16 protein-coding genes and 1 tRNA gene are annotated in these 21,606 nt (G+C 65.2%); 3 read left to right on the forward strand and 14 right to left on the reverse strand.

Annotation, left to right across the window (positions count from 1 at the left end; all coding sequences use genetic code 11):
• From H8S61_RS17280 to H8S61_RS17715, 3 genes are all read right to left on the reverse strand, one after another.
• The coding region (locus tag H8S61_RS17280; protein WP_222617686.1) for a hypothetical protein at positions 1–244 on the reverse strand (244 nt) is incomplete at its 3' end.
• Between the two features lie 327 nt (positions 245–571).
• On the reverse strand, positions 572–1,927 hold the full coding sequence (locus tag H8S61_RS09535) for a diguanylate cyclase domain-containing protein (RefSeq protein ID WP_186938826.1): 1,356 nt from the start codon (positions 1,925–1,927) through the stop codon (positions 572–574).
• Between the two features lie 84 nt (positions 1,928–2,011).
• Positions 2,012–3,442 carry a helix-turn-helix transcriptional regulator gene (locus tag H8S61_RS17715; RefSeq protein ID WP_186938827.1) on the reverse strand — a complete coding sequence of 477 codons (1,431 nt, stop codon included), beginning with the start codon at positions 3,440–3,442 and terminating at the stop codon, positions 2,012–2,014.
• A 176-nt stretch (positions 3,443–3,618) separates the two neighbouring features.
• Here H8S61_RS17715 and H8S61_RS09545 point away from each other — a divergent pair, with 176 nt between their 5' ends.
• Entirely contained in the window at positions 3,619–5,265 is a 1,647-nt protein-coding gene (locus tag H8S61_RS09545; RefSeq protein ID WP_186938828.1) for an FAD-dependent oxidoreductase, read from the forward strand.
• A gap of 217 nt (positions 5,266–5,482) precedes the next feature.
• Here H8S61_RS09545 and hypD read toward each other — a convergent pair whose 3' ends face one another.
• The 4 genes from hypD to H8S61_RS09565 all read right to left on the reverse strand — a co-directional run bounded on the left by hypD (position 5,483) and on the right by H8S61_RS09565 (position 11,126).
• Positions 5,483–6,568, reverse strand: a complete 1,086-nt coding sequence (gene hypD, locus H8S61_RS09550) for a hydrogenase formation protein HypD (RefSeq protein ID WP_186939043.1) — start codon at positions 6,566–6,568, stop codon at positions 5,483–5,485.
• Positions 6,569–6,630: 62 nt separating this feature from the next.
• Complete coding sequence (locus H8S61_RS09555; RefSeq protein ID WP_154332736.1) at positions 6,631–6,882, reverse strand: HypC/HybG/HupF family hydrogenase formation chaperone; 252 nt, start codon at positions 6,880–6,882, stop codon at positions 6,631–6,633.
• Complete coding sequence (gene hypF / locus H8S61_RS09560) at positions 6,873–9,302, reverse strand: carbamoyltransferase HypF (RefSeq protein ID WP_186938829.1); 2,430 nt, start codon at positions 9,300–9,302, stop codon at positions 6,873–6,875. The genes H8S61_RS09555 and hypF overlap by 10 nt, the downstream gene beginning before the upstream one ends.
• Positions 9,303–9,407: 105 nt before the next feature.
• Positions 9,408–11,126, reverse strand: a complete 1,719-nt coding sequence (locus H8S61_RS09565; RefSeq protein ID WP_154332734.1) for a phosphoglucose isomerase-related protein — start codon at positions 11,124–11,126, stop codon at positions 9,408–9,410.
• Between the two features lie 237 nt (positions 11,127–11,363).
• Between H8S61_RS09565 and ngr the strand changes: the two genes are divergently transcribed.
• Positions 11,364–12,152 carry a nigerythrin gene (ngr, locus tag H8S61_RS09570; RefSeq protein ID WP_186938830.1) on the forward strand — a complete coding sequence of 263 codons (789 nt, stop codon included), beginning with the start codon at positions 11,364–11,366 and terminating at the stop codon, positions 12,150–12,152.
• A gap of 147 nt (positions 12,153–12,299) precedes the next feature.
• Here the strand turns inward: ngr and H8S61_RS09575 are convergent, their stop codons facing one another.
• From H8S61_RS09575 to H8S61_RS09585, 3 genes are all read right to left on the reverse strand, one after another.
• Positions 12,300–13,013 carry a LytR/AlgR family response regulator transcription factor gene (locus tag H8S61_RS09575; protein WP_009305719.1) on the reverse strand — a complete coding sequence of 238 codons (714 nt, stop codon included), beginning with the start codon at positions 13,011–13,013 and terminating at the stop codon, positions 12,300–12,302.
• A 139-nt stretch (positions 13,014–13,152) separates the two neighbouring features.
• On the reverse strand, positions 13,153–14,040 hold the full coding sequence (locus tag H8S61_RS09580) for a tyrosine-protein phosphatase (RefSeq protein WP_186938831.1): 888 nt from the start codon (positions 14,038–14,040) through the stop codon (positions 13,153–13,155).
• Positions 14,041–14,158: 118 nt separating this feature from the next.
• Positions 14,159–15,580 carry a Sapep family Mn(2+)-dependent dipeptidase gene (locus tag H8S61_RS09585; protein WP_186938832.1) on the reverse strand — a complete coding sequence of 474 codons (1,422 nt, stop codon included), beginning with the start codon at positions 15,578–15,580 and terminating at the stop codon, positions 14,159–14,161.
• Positions 15,581–15,792: 212 nt separating this feature from the next.
• Here H8S61_RS09585 and H8S61_RS09590 point away from each other — a divergent pair.
• Positions 15,793–15,875 (forward strand) — tRNA-Leu (locus H8S61_RS09590).
• A 105-nt stretch (positions 15,876–15,980) separates the two neighbouring features.
• Here H8S61_RS09590 and H8S61_RS09595 read toward each other — a convergent pair.
• From H8S61_RS09595 to H8S61_RS09610, 4 genes are all read right to left on the reverse strand, one after another.
• Entirely contained in the window at positions 15,981–17,354 is a 1,374-nt protein-coding gene (locus tag H8S61_RS09595) for a serpin family protein (protein ID WP_186938833.1), read from the reverse strand.
• 76 nt (positions 17,355–17,430) lie between these two features.
• A complete protein-coding gene (locus H8S61_RS09600; protein ID WP_154332722.1) occupies positions 17,431–17,652 on the reverse strand; it encodes a hypothetical protein in 222 nt (73 codons plus the stop codon).
• Positions 17,653–17,840: 188 nt separating this feature from the next.
• A complete protein-coding gene (locus tag H8S61_RS09605; RefSeq protein ID WP_186938834.1) occupies positions 17,841–19,394 on the reverse strand; it encodes a catalase in 1,554 nt (517 codons plus the stop codon).
• A 552-nt stretch (positions 19,395–19,946) separates the two neighbouring features.
• A complete protein-coding gene (locus tag H8S61_RS09610) occupies positions 19,947–21,434 on the reverse strand; it encodes a helix-turn-helix domain-containing protein (RefSeq protein ID WP_186938835.1) in 1,488 nt (495 codons plus the stop codon).
• Between the last annotated feature and the right edge of the window lie 172 nt (positions 21,435–21,606).

Raw genomic sequence — 21,606 nt, forward strand, 5'->3', positions numbered from 1 at the left:
TCGAGTAGTCGCAGCGGCCCACGATCACGCGCTTCAGCGGGTCCCAGTCGTTCCAAGAGCTGACTATCTTCGCCATGACAGTCTCCTTTCTCCGGCAACGCTCCCTGCGCTGCCTATTGGATGGCACAACTACAAACTGCAGCTTTGCTGGAGAGAGAGCCGCGGCTTTTGAGCCCGCCGTGGCAAGTCTTTCCAGATTTGCCGATGAGCCAGTTATACCATCTTTTTTGTTCATCTGCAACATGAAATTACGTGGACATTTGAGCAAAACGAATAAGCAAATTGTTCAAATGCACAAAAATGTTAAGCAGCAAGGTTTTCGACTTTATGCAGTTTTTAGCCCGATATTGGATATTATCCGCAATTGATTCCCTCGTTCTGTATAACGATGGAAACAAACGGAAAAGTCATGCACGGAGCGTCTCGAACATGAGTGCGCAACCGAACATATGACATGCACAACCAACTGCACAAGTTCTCCGTCAGGAAATTTTCTTACAATATTTTGTCATCGAAACTTGACCATTCCCGCCCCCGCGAACGAATGTTTCACGTGAAACATCCGGACGGATCAGAGCTGTGCGGAGGCAGACGCCTTTTCCGCGCGCTTGTCGCGATACATGTTCTCGTCCGCGCAATGCAAGAGCGCATCGTAATCCGCGCCGTCGTCAGGGAAGAGCGCGACGCCGATGCCGGCGGTGAGGGAGCGCACGGCCTCGTCCAACGCGATGGGTTTGCCGATCGTCATGCGAAGACCGGCCACGAGTGCGTCCACGTCGTCCGGCCCGACATCGCGCCGCGCCACCACGAATTCGTCGCCGCCCATGCGCACGATGGCGTCGGCATCGTCGAACGCGGCGCGCAGGCGATCCGCCATGTGCACGAGCAACCGGTCGCCTTGTCGATGGCCCAAGGTGTCGTTGACCTCTTTGAACCCGTTGAGATCGAGATAGCAGACAGCGAAACTCCTGCTCTCGTCGGCGCACCAGCGCTCGAGCTCTTCCGCAAGCCACCGGCGATTGTGCAAACCGGTAAGCTCGTCGGACGTGGCCAGCGTATGCAGCACGTGGCGCTTGATCTGCATCTGGCGGACGACGATGGCCAACAGCAGGCTCATGGCCAAGCCAAACAAACCGGTGGCGAGCAGCATGTTGCGATCGAGCCAGCCGTCTTTCGGTACCAGCCGCAGCGTCCAGTCGTGGTTCGGCACGCTCACGCCGTATTCGACCGCATCGTTCCCAGGCGGCACCTGCGAAGACGCGATGGAAAGCCGCTCGCCCGCATCGGAGGAGGTATACAGCTCGTAGTTGTAGCCCGCTTCCTCCAAGTCGGACAAATCGATGGGGTCGAGCGCTTGCGGCAGGTCGAGCACGACCACCACGAACCCCCAGAACGCCTCGTTGTCGCCCTCGCCGAAGAACACCGGGTTGCGTGCGACCAGACCCAGACCTCCCTGGAGCAGCTCGTAGGGGCCGGAAAGCGTGATCTGCCTCGTCTCGACGGCCAGCAGCGCATCCTCACGGCGTTCGGGGTTGTCGAATACGCTCGTGTTGAGCGTCGCCTCGTTTCCCTCGCGTGGATAGACGTACGTCACCACGCCTTCGGGCAGGTATTGGATGGCGCGAACGCCCGTCCCCTCGTTCAGCGATATGGCCAAGCTGGTGAAGGTGTCTTCCGACAACGAACCGCCCTCGGCGATGATCATAGCCTCGAGCACGTCGGTTTTATGGAACAAGCTGGTGAGCACCGACTCGATGCGCGCGCTGTATACCTGATCGGTATGGAGCGCGTCCTCTTTGCGGCGCGTCACGTCGTCCCACGCGAAATACGCTACGACGCAGATGACCAGCGCCGTGCAGATAGCGAAGGTGGCAGGGTGCAACGGCAGCATCCGCTTGCACGATTGCTCGCGTCCCCTTCGCGCCACGTCATCCCCTCCCACACCCCTGCCGTCATGAAAGGTAAGGGTAACACATCTCGCGAGCGAAAGGACCCGCCCGCAGCTCGCGCGTCATCCGTCCCTTTCGGCGGCTTCGGAATCCTCGGCGAGGAGGAGGTCGAACATCTCCTGGCGGCCGTGCACGTTCAACTTGGTATATATATGTGAAATGTGCGTTTTCACCGTGCCCTCGGACAGTACCAGCTCCTCGCTGATGAACGCGCGCGAGCGGCCCTGGGCCAGCATCATGAACACTTCCGTCTCGCGCGGCGACAGGCCCGCCCGCTCGGCAATCTCGCCGCGCCGATCGACGATCAGCTCGGGAGGCGTTGCGGGACGCTCCTCTCCCCCGCCGCGATCGATTAGCCAGATGACAAGCATGACCAGCACGAACGCAACCAACAGCACAGCGGCGTTGCTCATCACGCCCAGGCTGAAGAACCACGCCACCCAGATGATGGAAACCGCGTCGTAGAACCCCGTCGACAGGCCCACCACGCGAAACCTCGACGCGCCTCCCAGGCGGATGGCGGTGACGACCAGCGTCCAGAACAGCGCGTGGGCGAGCGCCTCCACCGCGGTGATGAACACTTCGGCGGCGGCCGAGACGATCCCCTGCGAAGGCGGCGTGAGCGCCGATACGAAAAACGCGATGAGCACCACGAGGAACGCGGGCATGAACCTGCGGTTGAGGTGGATCTTCGTGCGCTTGGCCAGCACGACGTAGGACAGGCCCACCAGCACGGCGATCATGCTGATCGTTCCGACGACGATGGGCATGGCTCCCATGAACTGGTTGAGCGGGTCGCCGAAGAATCCGAGCGGCGTCAGCACGCGCGTGGTTGCCACGGCCAGCGCGGCCGCGAGAATCTGCGGGGCCACGTAGCGATACGAGGCCGGCGCGTCGGGCGCGGGTACCCACTCGTCAAGGTCCGTGCGCGTGCGCGGGCCGCGCTCCCCCGCCTCCGCCAGGGCAGCGATGGCGAACGGCAGCACGATGGCGAGTCCCACCTGCGCAGCCTCGGAAAGCGCGCCGGTGAACACCTGCACGAGCGCCGTCTTCAGGGCAAGGCTTGCCACGATGCCCCCGATGGCGCACGACATGCTCTGCGTCTCCGCCAGGATGCCGCAGAACAGGAAGGTGAACCACGCATAGCCCGCGCCCGCGACGATGATGCCCAGCAGGGCGATCGCCTCGGGTTGGAAAAAGGCCTGCTGCGCGGCGACGGCAAAGGCCATGGTGCCGAACGAGGCGGCCAAGGGCATGCAGAAGAACAGGATGCGCCTCGAGCGCTCGAAGGCGCGCGGGAACGCCGCCATGGCAGCCGACAAAAGCAGCAGCCCCACCAGCCAGTAGATTCTCATATTGCCGAGGCCCACCAGCCCCGAATACGACTGCGCGAACCCTGCCGAATGGCCGAACAGGTCGGCCCACGCGGCCAGCAGGGCCCAGCCCACGGCGATGCACCACGCGGTGCGGTAGTGTTTGATGGCGCTTAACACCGATCCCTCCCAACAGCTTCGGACGCCCCATCATACACCGGCCGACAACCGGCGCACCATCGTCCGTTTTGGGGATGCGCCTCATCAGCCTAAATCTGCCGTTTCGCCGATAGGCAAGGCGCGAGCGAACGGCGATGATCGGGCCGTAGTTGTTCCACCGTACGCAAGGAGGGGTTATGAGCACCAGAGAGAACATGATCGCGGGTCCGGCGCAGACGCGCCGCGGGTTCGTGAAAACCGCCGGCATTGCGCTTGCGGGCGCGGCCGCCATGGGGCTGGCCGGATGCGCGCCGTCGGGCGGCACGGACACAGCCGCAAGCGCCGCCGACACCGGCGCGTGGGACGAGGAGTTCGACGTCATCGTGGTGGGCGGCGGCATCGCGGGACACGCCGCGGCGCTGACCGTCGCGACCGAGGGAAACGGAGCGACGTGCCTGCTCATCGAGAAGGGCGCAACGCCGAGCGGCAACAGCCCGTTCTGCAAGGGCGACGCCATCTGGACGAAGGAGCCCGACGTTTTCGCCTCCTACCTCAAGGAGCTGGCGCACGGCACCACGCCTGACGACGTGCTGGAAGCCTATGCGCAGGGGCTCGGCTGGGTGTACGACTGGGTCATCGAGATGGGCGCCAACAAGGACGAGATGAGCATCACCGAGCCCACGTCCGACCCCGAGGAACGCAACGCCGAATACCACGAGCTTGAGAATTCGTACGCGTTCGGGTACTTCGCCATCGGCAAGAGCAAGGACGTGGAGGTCAAGGGACCCAACCATGTGCAGGTGTTCCTCGAAGAGGCGGTTGCCCAGCACGGCGACGTGGTGGACTACCGCACCGGCACGCCGCTGGTCGACCTCGTGCAGGACGCCGAAACCGGCGCCGTTACGGGCATCGTCGCGGGCGAAAAGGACCGGAAGCGCATCCGCGCGAAGCGCGGCGTCATCATGTGCCTGGGCGGGTTCGAGCACAATCCCGAGATGATGCAGAACTACCTCGGCCAGGGCGAGGCCGTCCCCGCCGCCGGATCGCTGAACACCGGCGACGGCCATCGCATCTGCGCGCAGATCGGCGCGGATTTCTGGCACATGAACAACGTCGCCGGATTCTGGATGGCCGGACGCGACCTCGAGAACACCGCGTACACGAACCCGCCCATCTTCAAGCCCGCGCCCAAGGGCTTCGGCATCACCGTGGGCACCAACGGCCGCCGCTTCTACATGGATTGGGACGGCTACAACGTGCGCGAGAAGTACCCGTACCTGTCCGACATGAGCGTGCACGTGGGCTCGCGCCACGGCCACATGCAGTTCGGCGGCGAATGGCCGCATTTGCCCATGCCGTCGAAGGCGTGGTTCGTGTTCGACGCCGACGGTTTGGCGCAGGGCGCTATCCCGCCGTCGGAGTCGGGTGAAACGCCCGACGAGAAGGGGTACGCGTACACTGCCGACACCATCGAGGAGCTTGCCGCGCTGATGGAAGTGCCGGTCGACGAGCTGGTGACCACGGTCGATCAGTGGAACGAGTGCTGCGAAAACGGCAAGGACATCTTCTTCCACCGCCCCGAAAGCACGCTCGTGCCCGTGAAGACCCCGCCGTTCTACGCGCAGCTGTGCGCGCCGTCGTTCCTCAACACCGACGGCGGCCCCGTGCGCGCTGCCAACGGCGCGATTCTCGACTACGACGGCAATCCCATCCCCGGCCTGTACTCCGCCGGCGAGTTCGGCTCCATCTGGGGCCACTACTACGAGGGCGGCGGCAACGTGGCCGAGTGCCTCGTGTTCGGCCGCATCTCGGCGCAGAGCGCCATCGCAGCGGCAGCCGAATAGGCCCAGGGGCGCCCGGCGGGCCGCACCCTCCCCCTTCGCCAGGCGCCCCACGCGGTCCCCGAAAGCCGCAGCCCCCGAAAGCGACGCTTTCGGGGGCCGGTTTGCTGTTGCAGAACGAATGTTTCACGTGAAACACTCGGCGAACGCGAAACGGGCCCCTCGATGAGGGGCCCGTCGGGATGAGCGGGGCGCAGCCCGGTACGAGAAGCGCCCTCCCTCAGTAGTAGCGGTAGTAGGCGGCGCAGCTGCCTTCGCTGGACACCATGCAGGGGCCCACGGGGTTCTCGGGGGTGCACACCGTACGGAACAGCGGGCACTCGTTGGGGGCCATGATGCCGCGCAGGACGTCGCCGCAGCGGCAGCCTTTCGGGTCCTGCGTGGGCTCGATGTCGGGCTGGAAGCGGCGCACGGCGTCGAACTGCGCGAACTCTTCGCGGATGCGGTAGCCCGAGCCGGGAATCTCGCCCAGGCCGCGCCACAGCGCGGTGCACGTCTCGAACACCTCGTCGATGGCGGCCAGCGCCACGGGGTTGCCCTCGGGCATGACGCCGCGCGCGTAGGCGATCTCGATCTCGGCACGGCCCTCGTGCAGCTGGCGCATGATCATGGCGATGCCCTGCAGCACGTCGACCGGCTCGAACCCGGTGATGACGCCGGGGATGCCGTACTTCTCGGCCAGGAATTGATAGGGCTTGGCGCCGATGATGGTGCTCACGTGGCCGGGCAGGATGAGCGCGTCCACCTTGAGCTTCGGGTCGTTGATGATGGCTTCCAGCGCGCCGGGCATGTTCTTGTGAGCGCCGAACACGCTGAAGTTCTTGAGGCCGACCGCGGCCGCGCGCTTGATGGACATGGCCACAAGCGGCGTGGTGGTCTCGAAGCCCACGCCCACGAACACGATTTCGCGCTGGGGGTTCTGCTCGGCCAGCGTGAGCGCATCGAGCGGCGAGTACACGATCTGCACGCTGCGGCCCGCCGCCTGCTCGGCCAGCAGGCTGGACGTAGAGCCCGGCACGCGCGTCATGTCGCCGAACGTGGCGATGGTGACGTTCGGGACGCGGGCGAGCGCGATGACCGTGTCGATGTCCCTGTTCGAGGTCACGCACACGGGGCAGCCCGGGCCGGACGCGAGGCGCGTGCCCTCGGGCATGAGGTTGCGGATGCCGTTGCGCGCGATGGCGACGGTGTGGGTGCCGCACACCTCCATGAGCGTGGCGCCGCCCTCGGGCGACAGCTTCGCGATGGACTCGATGAGGCCGCGCGCGAGCTGCGGGTCTTTGAACGCCGCCAGCTCGGAGGCCATCGTGGCCGCGTCCACCGTGCGCGCGATATGCGACGCGGTGGCGGCCGCGTCGGCGGTGCCCATCACAGCACCTCGCCGAGGGGGATATCGTCACCCGCCAGCTCGGGGAACTGCTTGATGAGGTCGATGGTCTCCTGAGCGTAGTCGGGATCCACCACCTCGATGGAGAACCCGGCGTGCACGAGCACGAAATCGCCGACGTTCGCCTGGGGCGTGAGGTCGATGGAGATGTCGCGCGTGACGCCGAGGATATCCACCGTAGCCAGGTGGTTGTCCTTCATCTCGGTTACTTTTGCAGGTATGGCTAAGCACATGGCTGTTCTCCTTCTTCGTTGTTCGAGGCCCATGCTACCACAGCTTGGCCGAAGGAAATGCAGCCGTCGTTGGGCGGTAGGTCGCGGTTGACGGCCACCGTGAAGCCGGCGGCCTCGAGCGCGGCCAGCGCATGCTCGAGCAGGTAGCGGTTCATGAATACGCCGCCGGACAGCGCGAGCGTGTCGATGTCGTACAAGCTGCGCACAAGCTCGGCCGCCGTGACGATGGCCTGCACGAACGCATCGTGGAAGCGGCGCGCGATGACGCCGACGGGCACGCCGGCCGCCAGGTCGTCGAGGAGCGCGGCGAACACCGGAGCCGCGTCGAACAGCACGACCGAGGTGTCCTGCGCCGTGCTGGTGGAGGTTGCGGTGTTTTTGAGCACCCCTATTTCGTAGGCGTCTTCCCCTGTTGCGCCGCGCGCGGCATCCGCCGGATCGTCGATGGCCGCTTCCAGCAGGATGGCCGGCTCCCCCTCGTAGGTGGGCTCCACGCAGATGCCCAGCAGCGCGCTGGCCGCGTCGAACAGGCGACCGACGGACGAGGTCATGGGCGTGTTGATGCCGCGGTCGATCATCTGCTCGCACACGGCCGCCTGCTCGCCGAGCGCGGCCAGCGCCTCGGCGGCCCCGGGATGTTCCAGCAGGTCGAACGCCCACAGCACGCCGTAGGCCATGCGCAGCGGATGCTTCACCGCCGCCGCGCCGCCCGGCATGGGCACGTAGGCGAAGTTCGCGAACCGCTCGAACGCGGAGAGGTTGCTGAGCAGCACCTCGCCGCCCCAGATAGCCCCGTCCACGCCGTAGCCCGTGCCGTCGAACGCGATGCCGCACACGGGGCCGGTCAGGCCGTGCTCCCCCATCACCGACACGACGTGCGCGTGGTGGTGCTGCACCTCGGTCACGGGGAGCCTCTGATCGTGCGCCCACTTCGACGTGAGGTACTCGGGATGCAGGTCGCAGGCGATGCGTGCGGGCCTGATCTCGAACAGCGTCTCGTATCGATCCTTGGCCTGGAGCCATGCGTCGTAGGTCTCGGCGTTCTCGAGGTCGCCGATGTGCTGCGAGACGAACGCCTCGGCGTCGCGCGTGAGCGCGAACGTGTTCTTCTGCTCGGGGCCGGTGGCGAAGAGGGAGCCCGCGGCGCAGGCACCCTCGTGCGGCGGCATCGCCAGCGGCAGCGGCGCGTATCCTCGGGCCCTGCGGATGAACTGGACCGCTTCGCCGGCGCTGCCCGCCTCGATGACGCGCACCACCGAATCGTCGTAGCGGGCGCGGATGGCGCGGTTGTGGCCGAGGAACGCGTCGGCCACGCCGAACAGCTTCGCGTAGGCATCCTCGTCGTCGATGACGATGGGCTCGTCATGGATGTTGCCCGACGTCATCACCAGCATCCCGGCACCGCCGGCCTCCGCGAAGTCGTGCAGCAGCAGGTGCTGGATGGGCGTGTAGGGCAGCATGACGCCCAGCTCGGGCAGCGCGTCGGCCAACCCGGGAGCGAACGCGGCGTCGGCGCGCTTGCGCAACAGCACGATGGGGCGCTGCGTGGCCGCGAGGATGCCCTCCTCCGCTTCGTTCACTTCGCAGAAGCGGCGCACGTCCGCCACGTCGCCCATCATCACCGCGAACGCCTTGCCCTCGCGACGCTTGCGCGCGCGCAGCAGCGCCACGGCCTGGGGGTTCGACGCATCGCACACCAGATGGAAGCCGCCCAGCCCCTTCACGGCCAGGATCTTCCCGTCCAGCAGCAACTCGACGGCGCGCGCCAGGATGGCGTCGCTCTCCTCGCGCGTGGCGCCCCACGTCGTCGGACCGAGCGGCGCGTCGATGGCGCCGCCCTCGTGCTCGCGCCAGCTGATGTGCGGCCCGCACTCGAAACACGCGTCGGGTTGCGCGTGGAAGCGGCGGTCGAGCGGGTCGCCGTACTCGCGCGCGCAGCGTTCGCACATGGGGAATTCCTTCATCGACGTGCTCTTGCGATCGTAGGGCAGCTTCTCGATGATGGTGAAGCGCGGCCCGCAGTTCGTGCAGTTGATGAACGGGTAGCGATAGCGCCGATCGTTCGGGTTGAACAGCTCGCGAGCGCAATCGTCGCAGGTGGCGAGGTCGGGCGATACCAGCGTGGTCTTCTCCACCGCGCCCGCGTCGGAGAAGCGGATCTCGAACGAGTCGAAATCCTCCAGCGGCACCTCCTTGAGCGTCACCTCCTCCACGCGCGAGGCGGCCGGCGGGTTCTCGGACAGCTCGATGACGAACTCGTCGAGCAGCTTCGTCTCGGCTTCGGCGTGGATGAACACGCCGTCGGTGGCGTTGAGCACCCAGCCGTCGATCAGGTACTTCTTCGCCAGCCGATAGACGAAGGGGCGGAACCCGACGCCCTGCACGATGCCTTTGACCTGAATATCGAGCGCTTCCTTCATATGCACGCCTCCGCGTTGTACCGTCGCCAGTGTCGTCGTCAATCTACGAGGGCGGCTCAACGGCCGCCCTCGGGGTATAGCGTTATCGTGTCGCGCCGTCATCCATTACGCCGACGGGGCTTCCATCGTTTCCAGGATGCCGCAGATCACTTCGGCAAGCTTGCGCAACGTGACGCCCGAGTTGTCGGGCAGGTGCAGATGCACCACGCGACGACCGCGTTCGGCCAACGTCACGAGGTCGCCCGAGGCCTGCGCCTTCGCCAGCGAGCCCAGGCTTTCGGCCTCGTCCTTCAGCGGGATGTCCTTCAGCTCGTCAGCCGACAGGATGAGGAACACGCCGCAGTTCGGGCCGCCCTTGTGCAGCTGCCCGGTGGAATGCAGGTAGCGCGGGCCCACTTCGAGGCAGGATACCACGCCGCGCTTCTCGGCCACGCCGTGGCGGATGGTTTCCAGCGCCTCGCGTCGGCCCTCGCCCGTGAACGGCAGGAACGCGTTGAGCGCGAAGAAATCGCCCGGCTGGATGCTGCCCAGCAACGCGCGCAGCGCGCCGCGCGTGTCGGTGCAATCCTTGAAGCACGGGGACAGGCGCACCTCGACCTCGCCCATGTGGACGTCGTCGATGAAATCCTGGATGAAATCGGGCTCGGGCTGGCCTTCTTTGAGGATGTCGAGCACCACGGCCTTCGCCGACGCCACGTCGGGCTGGTCGAAGGGGCAGAGCTTCATGAGGTAGCCGCACATGGCGATGGCGTATTCCCACATCACGAAGTGCTCGGCAAGCTCTTCCACCGAATCGATCTTGTAGTTGGCGCGCGGGATGGCCGGGTCGATGTAGGACAGGCTCATCTCGAAGTTGCGACGCTCGTCCCACAGGTCGGTGCGCGTGAGGTACATGATGACGCTGCGGTCGCCCGGGTCCTTCGTCAGCAGCAGCGAGTCGATCTCGATGTTCGGCAGGATGCCCTGGCCGTCCTTGCCCAGGCTCTCGGCCACCAGCTGCTCGATCCACAGGCCCAGCACGCGGCCGCGCTTCGGCGTGAGGAACGTGAACTTGTTGCGGCCCTGCAGGTAGTTGTCGTACAGGAACGACGCCAGGCCGATGGCCGGGTTGTCGATGGCATCCTCGCTGCACTGGCGCTCGGCGTCGATGGCGTGCGCCATGAACTCTTCGAGGTCGATGCCCACGAGCGCTGCCGGCAGCAGGCCGAACACGGAAAGCGCCGAGAAGCGCCCGCCCACCGTGGGCTCGCCGGAGAACACCGCGGCCCAGCCCTCTTCGCGCGCCTGGCGCTCCAGCATGGAACCGGGGTCGGTGATGGCCACGAGGTGCTGCACGAGCTCCTCTTCGCTGATGCGGTCGGCCACCGCGTCGCGCACGGCGCGCAGGGCGAGGCGCGGCTCGATGGTGCCGCCGCTCTTCGAGGAGATCACGAACAGGGTCGTCTCGGGCTTCGCCTCGGCCAGGATGGCGCGCACGCGCACAGGCGAGTCGGAGTCGAGCGTTTTGAACGTGATCTTCGACGAGTCGGGCTTGTTGTATTTGGTGATGGTCATGGGTGCCTGCGTGGAGCCGCCCTGGCCGATGAGGACGACCGTTTTCAGCCCTTGGGCGATGATCGAGTCGGCGAAGTCTTGAATATCACGCAGGGAGTACGGCGGATTGCTGGCAAGATCCGTCCACCCCATGTACTGCTCGGAGCAGGAACGCGCTTCGTCGGAGAAGCCGTACAGGCTCGCATCCTTGTCATGGATGCGGCTGGCAACGCAGTCCTTCACGAGTATTTTCGCGGAAGGATACAGTTTTTCTACATCACCGGATAGCATACAACCTTCTTTCAGCGTAATTCCCTTCATTCTAGCAAACGGCACCGGGGGCTGGCCATCGTGTTTGCGCTTGTGACGGAGTTGTGGACAAAACGTGTGCGCAGAAGGGAGCGGGGCGAAGCGGAACCATGATCCCGTCCGTGGTAATTCACTATTGATTATCATTCTTAATTGATATATAGTATCGATTATCAGATGGGCTGGAGAGGAGCTCATCGGGAAGACGAGGGAGGAATCATGTCCGATATCACGAGAAGGAACCTGCTGAAGGGTGCTGCCGTCAGCGCCGCTTCGATTTCCGCGCTGGGCCTGTTGGCCGCATGCGGCGCCGAGCCGAAGGCCGACGCCACCACCGAGCCCGCAGCCGATACCTCGACCAAGACCGACGCCGGCGCCGGCAGCGAGTACGTCGCCGAGGTGCTTGATCCGCAGGCCATGCCCGATGCGACCACCGCCAGCAACTTCAACATCATCTACGACAGCACGACCACCGTGGGCACCACCTACGAGAACCTCATGACGGCGATCGCGGGCGAGACGGGCGCCACCACGAAGTACGAGGCGTTCTCCAAGGTAGCCAAGAACGAAGGCTTCGACGTGCTGGCCCGCCTGTTCCAGTGCACGGCCGACGCCGAGAAGATCCACATCGGGCTCGAGTACGATCTGGCGAAGGAGATCGACCCCGCCACCGAGAAGCCCGAGCCTCCCACGGTCGAGGAGCACGAGAGCGACATCAACCTGATCTCCGGCGCCAACGGCGAGATCTACGAGACGTCGGACATGTACCCCTCCTTCATCAAGAAGGCGCAGGAAGAGGGCAACAACAAGGCCGTGCAGGTGTTCACCCGCGCCAAGCTCGCCGAAGCCTACCACGCGAAGCTATACATGGACGCGTACACCACCATCGACACCCCCTTCGACGGCAAGTACTACCTGTGCCCCATCTGCGGCTACATCCACAAGGGCGAGAATTTCGTCGCCTGCCCCATCTGCCTGGCCCCCAAGTCGTCCTTCACGGCGTACTAGGCCAACGCCGCCGAAACCGCAAAGCGCCCGAGCAAACGCTCGGGCGCTTTTTCGTGCGAAGACGAATGTTTCACGTGAAACATTCGTTCGTACCTAGCAAAAAGGCCGGCGTCTGCCGGCCTTTGTTCGAGATTCGATGCGGTTTTGTTACAGTCCTAGGGCCTTCTTCAGGGCGGAGACGCGGCGGCGGGAGACCGGGATCTTCTCGTCCACGGCGTTCAGCGTGAGCAGCAGCGTGCCGCCCGACACCGATTCGATCTCCTCCACCATCGACAGGTTCACCAGGTAGCCGCGGTGCACGCGGAAGAACCCGTGGCCGTCGAGGCGCTTCTCCAGCTGGGCCAGGCTGACCGTGGAGAAGTAGCGATCCGTGTCCGTCTGCAGGTACGCGTAATCGTCGCGCGCCATGACGAAGCGGATCTTGTCGATGCCGATGAGGATCTTCTTGCCGCCCTTTTCGACGGGGATGCGCTCGGACTTCTGCGCCTGCACGTGCAGCGACACGTGCTCGCGCACACGCGAGATGGCCTGCGACAGGCGCTCGGTCTCGACCGGCTTCACCAGGTAGTCGATGGCGTTCACCTTGAACGCGTCCAACGCGAACTCGCTGTACGCCGTCACGAACACCACCGCAGGCGGGAATTTGAGGTGCTGCAACGCCTCGGCCAGCTGCAAGCCCGTCGCTTCGGGCATGTTGACGTCGAGGAACATCACGTCGCACGGATATTCCTTCAGCTTCTCGATGGCCTCGCGCACGCTGGCAGCTTCGGCGACAACCTCGGTCTGCCCCAGTTCGTCAAGCAGGAACTTCAGCTCTGAACGCGCAGGAGCCTCGTCATCGACGATCATCGCTTTCAACACCTAAGCCTCCTACCTTCCGTACGTTTTCTTTCGCTCATTATAAGTCATAGAGCGCCGAAACCGGCCAAAAGCCGAAAGATAGGAACAACCAAACCGACGAAAGACCATCAACCGCCGTTGACCATCGGCAAACCTGCCGTTACCCGCGCGGGTCGTCCGTGAGGTAGCGGGCGCGCAGGGCCGCGCGCTTCTCGTCGGTGACGTTCAGCTGGTCGCGCACGTAGGCATCGAGGCTGCCGTACTGCTTCTCCACGGCATCGAGCGCGGAGCGCAAGAAACGCGGGTCGGCGGAGTTGATCACGTGGATGCTCTTGTCCAGCTTGTCGCCCAGGCCGAACGAGGCCAGCGCGTCCATGATGTTCTGCGTCTCGGACTCCACGTACTTGTTCGTGACCAGGTAGTCCTGCTCGATGGCCTCGCGCGTGACGCCCAGCACGTACAGCAGCAGCGCGGCGGCCAGGCCGGCGCGGTCCTTGCCGATGGTGCAGTGCCACAGCACCGAGCCCTCGTCGGTGGCCAGCACGTCGTCGAAGAACTGCGCGAAGCCGCGCTGGCTCTGCTCGTCCAGCATCATGCGCTCGTACACTTCCTCCATGATGCTGGCCGGGTTCTTCTGCACCGTGCGCAGCATTTTGAGCGCCTGCATCATACCGCCTTCGCGCGTGACGCCGAACGTGGAGGTGCTCAGCACCGGCGCATCCACGAAACGCACGCCCATCAGGCCGTCCTCCGGGTCGGGATGCTCCTTGCGCTCCTCTTCGGTGCGCAGGTCGACAACCGTGCGCACGTGGTAGTCGTCCAACAGCACCTCGAGGTCGCGGGTGGTGGCGTGGTCGAGCGCGCCCGAGCGCAGCAGGCGCGCGTGCTTCACGTAGCGGCCGTCGTCCGTGGGCAGGCCGCCCACGTCGCGCGTGTTGGGAAGGCCCTCCAGCACGATGCGGCCGCCTTCCTCGTTCTCGAGGCCTTCGGCCGGAGCGATGCCGATGGCAGGGGCAAAATCGGTGGGGACGGTATCGAATTCGGGCATGCGAACCACCTTTCAAAAGCAGAAACGCCCGAACCGGGCGCTTGTCGGCCGACGGGCCGCCGGGAAGGACGCGGCGCCCCGGCAGCGCGCGGCCGCCGGGGCGCTCGTACGGAAATCGTTACTGCAGGTCGAGCTGCATGAGCTTATCGAGCGTGAGCGCGTAGATCTTGAAGGACTGCTTGAGCAGGTCCTCGCTGACGCCCTCGTCGGGGCCGTGCATCATGCCGACCCATTCCGGATCCTTGATCCACGGCTTCTCGGGGCCGAAGCTGGCGCCGCTCTTGAACTCGCGCGCGTACGTGCCGCCACCCATCGTGAACGGCTTGGCGTCCTCGCCCGTGGCCTCGTTGTAGGCGTTCAGCAGCGCCTGGATCACCGGGCTGTCCGGTTTCACGAGGAAGGGCACCATGAGCAGCGTGTTCTCGAACGTGCCGCCGATCTCGTCGGTGAGCTGGCGCAGGCGCTCGCTGATCTCGTCGGCCGTGATGGATGTGGGGAAGCGGCTGTCGAGCGTCTGCACGAAGCGGTCGTCCTCGATCTTGATGGTGCCGCCGATGACGGTGAGCGGGCCGAAGTACTCGTCGGAGCTCTTGATGCCGATGCCGCTGCCGTCGGTGTGGTTGAGCAGCTTCTGGTCGAGCTCGAAGAACGCGCGCTCGTCGGCGGTGCACAGGTCGTGCTCCAGCAGGTAGTCCACGATGAGCCCGATGGCGTTCACGCCCTCGTCGGGAGTGGAAGCGTGCGCGCCCTTGCCGGCGGCGGTGAGCTTCGCGCGGCCTTCGCCGTCGGCCGTCACGGTGATGCGGTCGGTGTTCGGCAGGCTGGCGGCGTCGGCCTTCACCACGGCCTCGGCGATGCCGGGCACCGCGTTCGTGGCCGCGCCGCCCGTGAACTCGAGCACCACGCGATCGGCGATGGGCTTGCTGGCGATCGTGCCGTCGTAGCCGCCCTTCTCGCCGTAGCACACGGGGAACTCGGCGTCGGGCGTGAACAGGAACGCCGGGTCCTCGTAGTGCTTGTGGTAGTACGCGACGTCGGCCATGCCCGATTCCTCGTTCGCGCCGAACAGGAAGCGGATGGTGTAGGGGAACGGCGGCACCTCGCCGGCGTCCTGCAGATCCTTCCAGAACTTCATGGCGTGCAGCGCCACCACGCTGGGGCCCTTGTCGTCGAGCGTGCCGCGGCCGACGAGGTAGCCTTCCTTGCGCGTGACCGCGTACGGCTCGAAGGTCCAGCCGGGACCGGCGGGAACCACGTCCATGTGGCCGATGATGCCCAGCTGCGTGTCGCTTTCGCCGGGGAAGTCGGCGAACCCGATGTAGCCCTCGGCGTCGTGGGTCGCGAAGCCCATGTCGCCCGCCAGCTTGAGCGCCGCGGTGAGCGCTTCTTTCGGGCCGGGGCCGAACGGCGCGCCCTCCGCTGCCTTGTCCAGCTCTTCGAAGCTGGGGATACGGACGAGCGTCGTGATATCGTCGACCATCGTCTCCCAGTTGTCCTCGAGGTACGCGTCGATTTTCTTGGTCAGTTCTTCGTGCTCCATAGGTGCCTCCCGACTCTCAAGTGCGCGTGCGGTACGTGAAACCGGCGCAGCCACCTGGCCGCGCGGCGAAGATCATTCCATTATGACCGTTGCCGAATCGACACGCCAGGGCATCATGCATATGTTGAGCGATTGTCGCCGAAGGTTTGTCTCCCCTGCGCGGCATTTTGTCCTCGACGGGCACCGGGGCATCCGGTATACTTTCACGGTGCGCCCGAGTGGCGGAATGGCAGACGCGGCGGTCTCAAAAACCGTTGTCCTAGACGTGCGGGTTCAAATCCCGCCTCGGGCACCATCCGCATATGAAAAGCCCCAGTTCATTGAGCTGGGGCTTTTTTGTAGAGCGGGGAGGCTCGTGCGGCGAGCGCGCCCGGGCGGGGCGGAACGGGCCCGGGCGCGCTTACGCCTCCACGGCCGGGTTGCCGCATACGCCGACGAACAGGGGGATGCCCTGCGACGACGTGATTTGGAACAGGAACGGACGGTCGAGCCGCAGCTCCACTTCCTCGCCCTCGGGAGCCATCGCGGACATCTCGCTGATGCCGATGTTCGTGTAGGCGCTGGCTTCGGCGCCCTCTTCGTCCCAGGTGATGTGGCTTTCCTGCTTGACCATGGAGACGTACGCCGGCGTGGACGTGAGGTTCGAGAAATCGGCCCGGTCGTCGAACGCCGCCTGCACGCCCAGCCGCTCGAGCGCCGGGATCAGGTCGAATTCGGTGTCGAACGCGGCTTTCGGCACCACGTAGGTGATGAAGCCGTACTCGTCCTCGTTGGCGTCCACGGCGAAAGCCGCGGCCAGGCGCTGCTCGTCGGACAGCAGGTCGTCCACCGACACGCCCTCGTTCGGCAGGACGAACGTCATCATGGCGCCGCCCGTGAACGCGAGGCTGGCGCGCAGGAAGTCGTCGGTTTGGCGATACCCTTGCAGCGAGTCGATGCGCTGCGTCATGAAGTCGGTTTCGACATCGCCCTCGGCGGCGTGGAACGTGGCGGGCGCGGTGTTCTCCGCATCGAACGTGTCCGTCCAGCTGCCCTTGAAGCACACGGTGTTGATGATGGATAGCAGCAGATCGCTCTCGGTTTTCACCTGGGGCTCGATGGTGCCGCCCGTGTTCTCGGAAATCCACGCGGCCATGGCCTGGTCGGTGGCCTCGGTGCCGAATTCCACCGAGAACGGCGTGGCGTAGAACTGGCCGGTGGCGGTGTCGATGAACGATTGCTCGAAGGGATTGCCCTTCGCCATCCAGATGGAGTTCGCCAGGTCGACCGTGGAGAAGGGATCGGTCGCCAGCACGCGGAACAGGTTGCCGCACTGCTCGGGCACGTTCGCGCCAGCGGGCGCGCCCAGCAGCGCGTCGATCTCGTCGCGCGTCTGGCCCGCGGCGCCTTCGTTGGCGAGCGCCAGGGCGTAGTACAGGCTGAGCGGGGAGTACATGCGGTTCGCCGGATCGATCTCGCCGGCGCCGTTCGCGACGCTGGCGTCGTCGCTCAAAGCGGCGGCCGAGCTGCGGTACGCGAACGTCGACAGCGACTCCACGAACGATTGGTCGAGAGGGTTCTGCTCGAGCGCGTCGAGCCATGCATCGGGATTATCCTCGGACGCTTTCTGCGGCATGACCGGCTGCGCCACCGCGAACTCGCTGGTCGGCTGCTGCGTCCCGCATGCGCTGAGCACCGCGCTTGCCGCCAGCAACGCCACGAGCGCCGCGACCAGCGCGGCTGCCTTCCACGTGAGGCCGTCGCCTCGGTTCGCCTGTCGCTCCTGTCGCTCCATGGTGCTCCCTCCATCCGGCCCGTTCGATCCGTCAAAGGGTACCACGATCGAGCAGGCCGAATTATCGGGAAAGCCGCTAAAAAAGCATGCCCAGGAACGCCGCGATGCCGCCCGTGACCGTCATGATGACCCACACGATAAGCCAGAACAGGCAGCCGAACCAGGCGAACAGCTTGCCGCCCTCGCTCCAGCCCCAACCGTCCTTGCCCATGAACCACGCGGCCAGCACGCCCAGCAACCCGCCGAACAGGCCCACGCAAAAGTAGCCGAACTTGGCCAACCCAGATATTTCGCGCATCGGAGACTCCTTTCACTGATGAAAAGAAGATAGTAGCCCCGACGCACGCCGCGCGGGCGACGATGCGCAATCCGTGACGAAGCCGATCACCCGTCGGTTACCGCCCGAAACGAAACGGGCCGCTTCTGCAAGAGGGATGAGCAGAAGCGGCCGTATGCGGAATAGCTTGGTTGGGTTGCGCTCGAGCGCTAGGCGCGCACCTCGCCGCCCTTCTTGCGGGCGGGGACCTGCTGGCCGGTGGCGGCCATGCGCTCCTCGTGGGTCATCTGCGCCAGCTCGTGCACGCGGTTCGCGTCCACGCCCAGCGCCTCGGCCAGGCGATCGCCGTACTCGGGATCGGCCTTGTAGCAGTGGGCTGCGTGGCGCAGGCGGATGTTCTCCGTGACGCCGTCCATGTTCGCGGCCGTGTTCGAGATGAGCACCGCGCGCTGCGGCTCTTCCATCAGGCGATAGAGGTCGCCCGGCTGGTAGAACGTGTCGTCGGTCGGATCGTCGGCGGGATCCCATGCGTCCATCGGGCCGAACAGGTCCAGCGGCGGCTCGGCCGCGTCGGCCTGCTGCTGCCACTGCCCGTAGCTGTTGGGCTCGTAGCCGATGGTGTCGCCGAAGTTGCCGTCTGTGCGCATCATGCCGTCGCGATGGAACTCGGCGTAGGGGCAGCGCGGCTTGTTCACCGGGATGTGGTTGTGGTTCACGCCCAGGCGGTAGCGCTGCGCGTCGCCGTACGCGAACAGGCGGCCCTGCAGCAGCTTGTCGGGCGACAGGCCGATGCCCGGCACGAGGTGCGTCGGCGCGAACGCGGCCTGCTCGACCTCGGCGAAGTAGTTCTGCGGGTTGCGGTTCAGCTCCAGCTCGCCCACCTCGATGAGCGGGAACTCCTTGTGGCTCCACGTCTTCGTGATGTCGAACGGGTTCTCCTTGTAGTTCTTCGCGGTGGCCTCGTCCATCACCTGGATGGAGAACGTCCACTTCGGGAACTCGCCGCGCTCGATGGCGTTGAACAGGTCGCGCTGGTGGCTCTCGCGGTCGCCCGCGATGATCTGGCCGGCTTCCTCGTCGGTGAGGTTCTTGATGCCCTGCTGCGTGCGCAGGTGGAACTTCACCCACACGCGCTCGTTGTCCTCGTTGATCAGGCTGTACGTATGACTGCCGAAGCCGTGCATGTGACGGTAGCTGGCGGGGATGCCGCGGTCGGACATGACGATGGTCACCTGGTGCAGCGCCTCGGGCAGGCTGGACCAGAAGTCCCAGTTGGCCTGCGCGGAGTGCATGTTGGTGTGCGGGTCGCGCTTCACCACGTGGTTGAGGTCGATGAACTTCTTGGGATCGCGCAGGAAGAACACGGGCGTGTTGTTGCCCACGAGGTCCCAGTTGCCGTCGGGCGTGTAGAACTTCATGGCGAAGCCGCGGATGTCGCGCTCGGCGTCGGCCGCGCCGCGCTCGCCGGCCACGGTGGAGAAGCGGACGAACGCCTCGGTCTCCGCGCCGGGCTGGAACACCTTCGCCTTCGTGTACGCGCTGATGTCGCCGGTCACCTTGAACGTGCCGTACGCGCCCGAGCCCTTCGCGTGCATGCGTCGCTCGGGGATGACCTCGCGGTCGAAGTGCGCCAGCTTCTCGATCATCCAGTTGTCCTGGAGCATCATGGGGCCGCGCTCGCCCGCGGTCAGGGTGTGGTTGTTATCGGCGACAGGGTTGCCCACTTCGTTCGTGAGCTTCGTGGTATCGAATTCGTTGGCCATGGCGTGACCCTTTCCCTCTTGCCGCCTCATGCGCGGCGGGTTGTTTGATGAGGGCTACGATACCGGTTCGATTTCTGAAATGGAATACTAATTGATACTAATTCTCATTAAAGTCATAACTTGTAGTTCGGAGCCGCTAGAAGGGGCGCTGCGGGCATCGAACTTCGGACGGCCATCGCAGGCGTGGCCCCAAATGAGCACCTATGACAATTTTGACTGGTGATTTCGACTGCGTACGCCGCGCTATCGGAAACATCGCTCGCATAAGGCCAGGTCAGAAAATTCTTTCGTTGCTGCGGCGTGAGTTAGCCGTAACAAACTTTGTCATAGCTGCCCATTTGGGGCCACGGCGGACGTTTGCCTTGCGCCACGAGTCGGCGCAGCACGCGCCCCTATCTCCTCAACCGCAATTCTGCACCAGACGAACGAATGTTTCACGTGAAACATCCTGGTATGGCGATCGCAGGCCGCGTGCGTCGAGGATCGGCGGGGGGATCCTTCGGATCGCACGCGCGATCTCGCGCCGCGGGGTGCACCGCAACGCGCCCATCCCTAGTCGCCGCGCAGCATCTCGTCCAGCTCGGTGCGGCTGTGGATGCCGAGCTTCTGGTAGATGCGACGGGTGTGCGACTTGAAGGTGCCGTTCGCGATGTAGAGCTCGCGCTCGATGTCGGCGGCGCTTTTGCCCAGCGCCAGCAGCTGGAACACTTCCTTCTCGCGGGGGCTCAGGCGGTACCGCTCGCCCAGCTCGGTGCAGCGCGCGGCGAATCGGCCCTGCTCGTCGCCGTCCTGCGCCAGCTTCCCCACGCCGAAGAACGACGCGCCCCACCGCGAGTACTCGCGCTCGGACAGCAGCACCATGCTGGCCACCACCACGAGGATCACGAGCGGCACCGACACGGCCGCGTCGTCGGGCATCACCGGGATGACCCCCTCCGCCATGCCAGCCGACACGAGGTGGCCGCCCACGCTGGCAAACATCACCAGCTCCTCGATGCCGCACAGCAGCACGGCCGAGACGCCGTAGCGATGCGACAGGTCGCACAGCAGCACCGTCAGCATGAGGAACATGAGCGCATAGCCCGCCGACACCAGCACGTCGGACACCGCGCTGTTCGACGAGAACGACAGCAGCGTGGCCAGCAACCCGCACACCATCAGCACGAACGGCGTGCGGTACACCCGCGTGAAATCGAACTTGTGCGAGAAGAAGTACGACACGATGAACAGGATGGCCGAGGCCAGCATCACGCCGAAGATGAACAGGTCGTTCTGGAACGTCGGCGCGCCCTGCTTCACGCCCAAGACGAACTCGTACACGCCCAGGACGATGACGAGCTTCCACGGGAAGCGCAGCTTGCCCCACGTGCGCTTCGGCAAATCCACGAGGGGAATCTTCGCGAAACCCACCTTAAGGCACGCGAACGACAGCAACGGCAGCACGAGCAGGGCCACCACCAGGCGCGACTCGCCCATACCGAAGGTCATCCACCCGATGACCGACCCCAGGAAGAACGCGCCCGACACGTACAGCACGATTTGCAGCGAGTTGAGGCACGCTTGCAGCTCGGCCCATTGCAGGATGGACAACGCCGCTCCCACGCCGGCCAAGAGCGCGCTTGCCACGATGAGCGGGAAGGCCGCCGACGCCGACGCGCCCGCAGCTCCCGGCGAGGCGACCGCCAGCTCGTACAGCAGCACCGACGCCACCATGCACGCGGGCGCCACGATCACGACCGCGCGGCGCCGATACAGCGGCGCCAGCTTCCGCGCCGCCACCACGCAGACGATGAACACGGGCAGCATCCCCAGGCTCATGAGGTCTTGGCCGAACCACGGGCTGTCGGGATAGAGTGCGGCGAACCGCGCGAACGATATGTCGTCCCACGCGCGCACGAACGCGAAGCCGAAGAAGCACAGCGACAGATAGCGCAGATCGGCGATGCGCCGTTGCGCGTCGTGCAGCAGGTCGACCGGGGCGTCCTGCTCCCCCGCTCGCTCCCCTCCGCGCTCCCCTGTATGGCCTTCGGCTGTCTGCATGCTGGCATTGTACCAAACGCGCCACCCGGTCGCGCAGCCGGGTGGCGCTTTCTCCAAAAACAGACTCCCACCTGCGCAGTTTACAGTTCGGGTTACAAAGTTCATACGCGGTTTCATCCTCGCAAAGCATTGCCGCGACCGCCGGGCGGGCGTACCTTCTGGTCATTCGCCA

Origin of the sequence: Eggerthella hominis (assembly GCF_014287365.1) — a bacterium.
In the GTDB taxonomy this organism is placed as follows: Bacteria; Actinomycetota; Coriobacteriia; order Coriobacteriales; family Eggerthellaceae; genus Eggerthella; species Eggerthella guodeyinii.

Coding starts and splice junctions, on each gene's coding strand:
- H8S61_RS09610 (WP_186938835.1), bottom strand. CDS start 21,434: ATGCAGACAGCCGAAGGCCATACAGGGGAGCGCGGAGGGGAGCGAGCG.
- ngr (WP_186938830.1), top strand. CDS start 11,364: ATGTCCGATATCACGAGAAGGAACCTGCTGAAGGGTGCTGCCGTCAGC.
- hypD (WP_186939043.1), bottom strand. CDS start 6,568: ATGGCCTCCGAGCTGGCGGCGTTCAAAGACCCGCAGCTCGCGCGCGGC.
- H8S61_RS09600 (WP_154332722.1), bottom strand. CDS start 17,652: ATGCGCGAAATATCTGGGTTGGCCAAGTTCGGCTACTTTTGCGTGGGC.
- H8S61_RS09545 (WP_186938828.1), top strand. CDS start 3,619: ATGAGCACCAGAGAGAACATGATCGCGGGTCCGGCGCAGACGCGCCGC.
- H8S61_RS09565 (WP_154332734.1), bottom strand. CDS start 11,126: ATGCTATCCGGTGATGTAGAAAAACTGTATCCTTCCGCGAAAATACTC.
- H8S61_RS09580 (WP_186938831.1), bottom strand. CDS start 14,040: ATGCCCGAATTCGATACCGTCCCCACCGATTTTGCCCCTGCCATCGGC.
- H8S61_RS09605 (WP_186938834.1), bottom strand. CDS start 19,394: ATGGCCAACGAATTCGATACCACGAAGCTCACGAACGAAGTGGGCAAC.
- H8S61_RS09585 (WP_186938832.1), bottom strand. CDS start 15,580: ATGGAGCACGAAGAACTGACCAAGAAAATCGACGCGTACCTCGAGGAC.
- hypF (WP_186938829.1), bottom strand. CDS start 9,302: ATGAAGGAAGCGCTCGATATTCAGGTCAAAGGCATCGTGCAGGGCGTC.
- H8S61_RS09555 (WP_154332736.1), bottom strand. CDS start 6,882: ATGTGCTTAGCCATACCTGCAAAAGTAACCGAGATGAAGGACAACCAC.
- H8S61_RS09595 (WP_186938833.1), bottom strand. CDS start 17,354: ATGGAGCGACAGGAGCGACAGGCGAACCGAGGCGACGGCCTCACGTGG.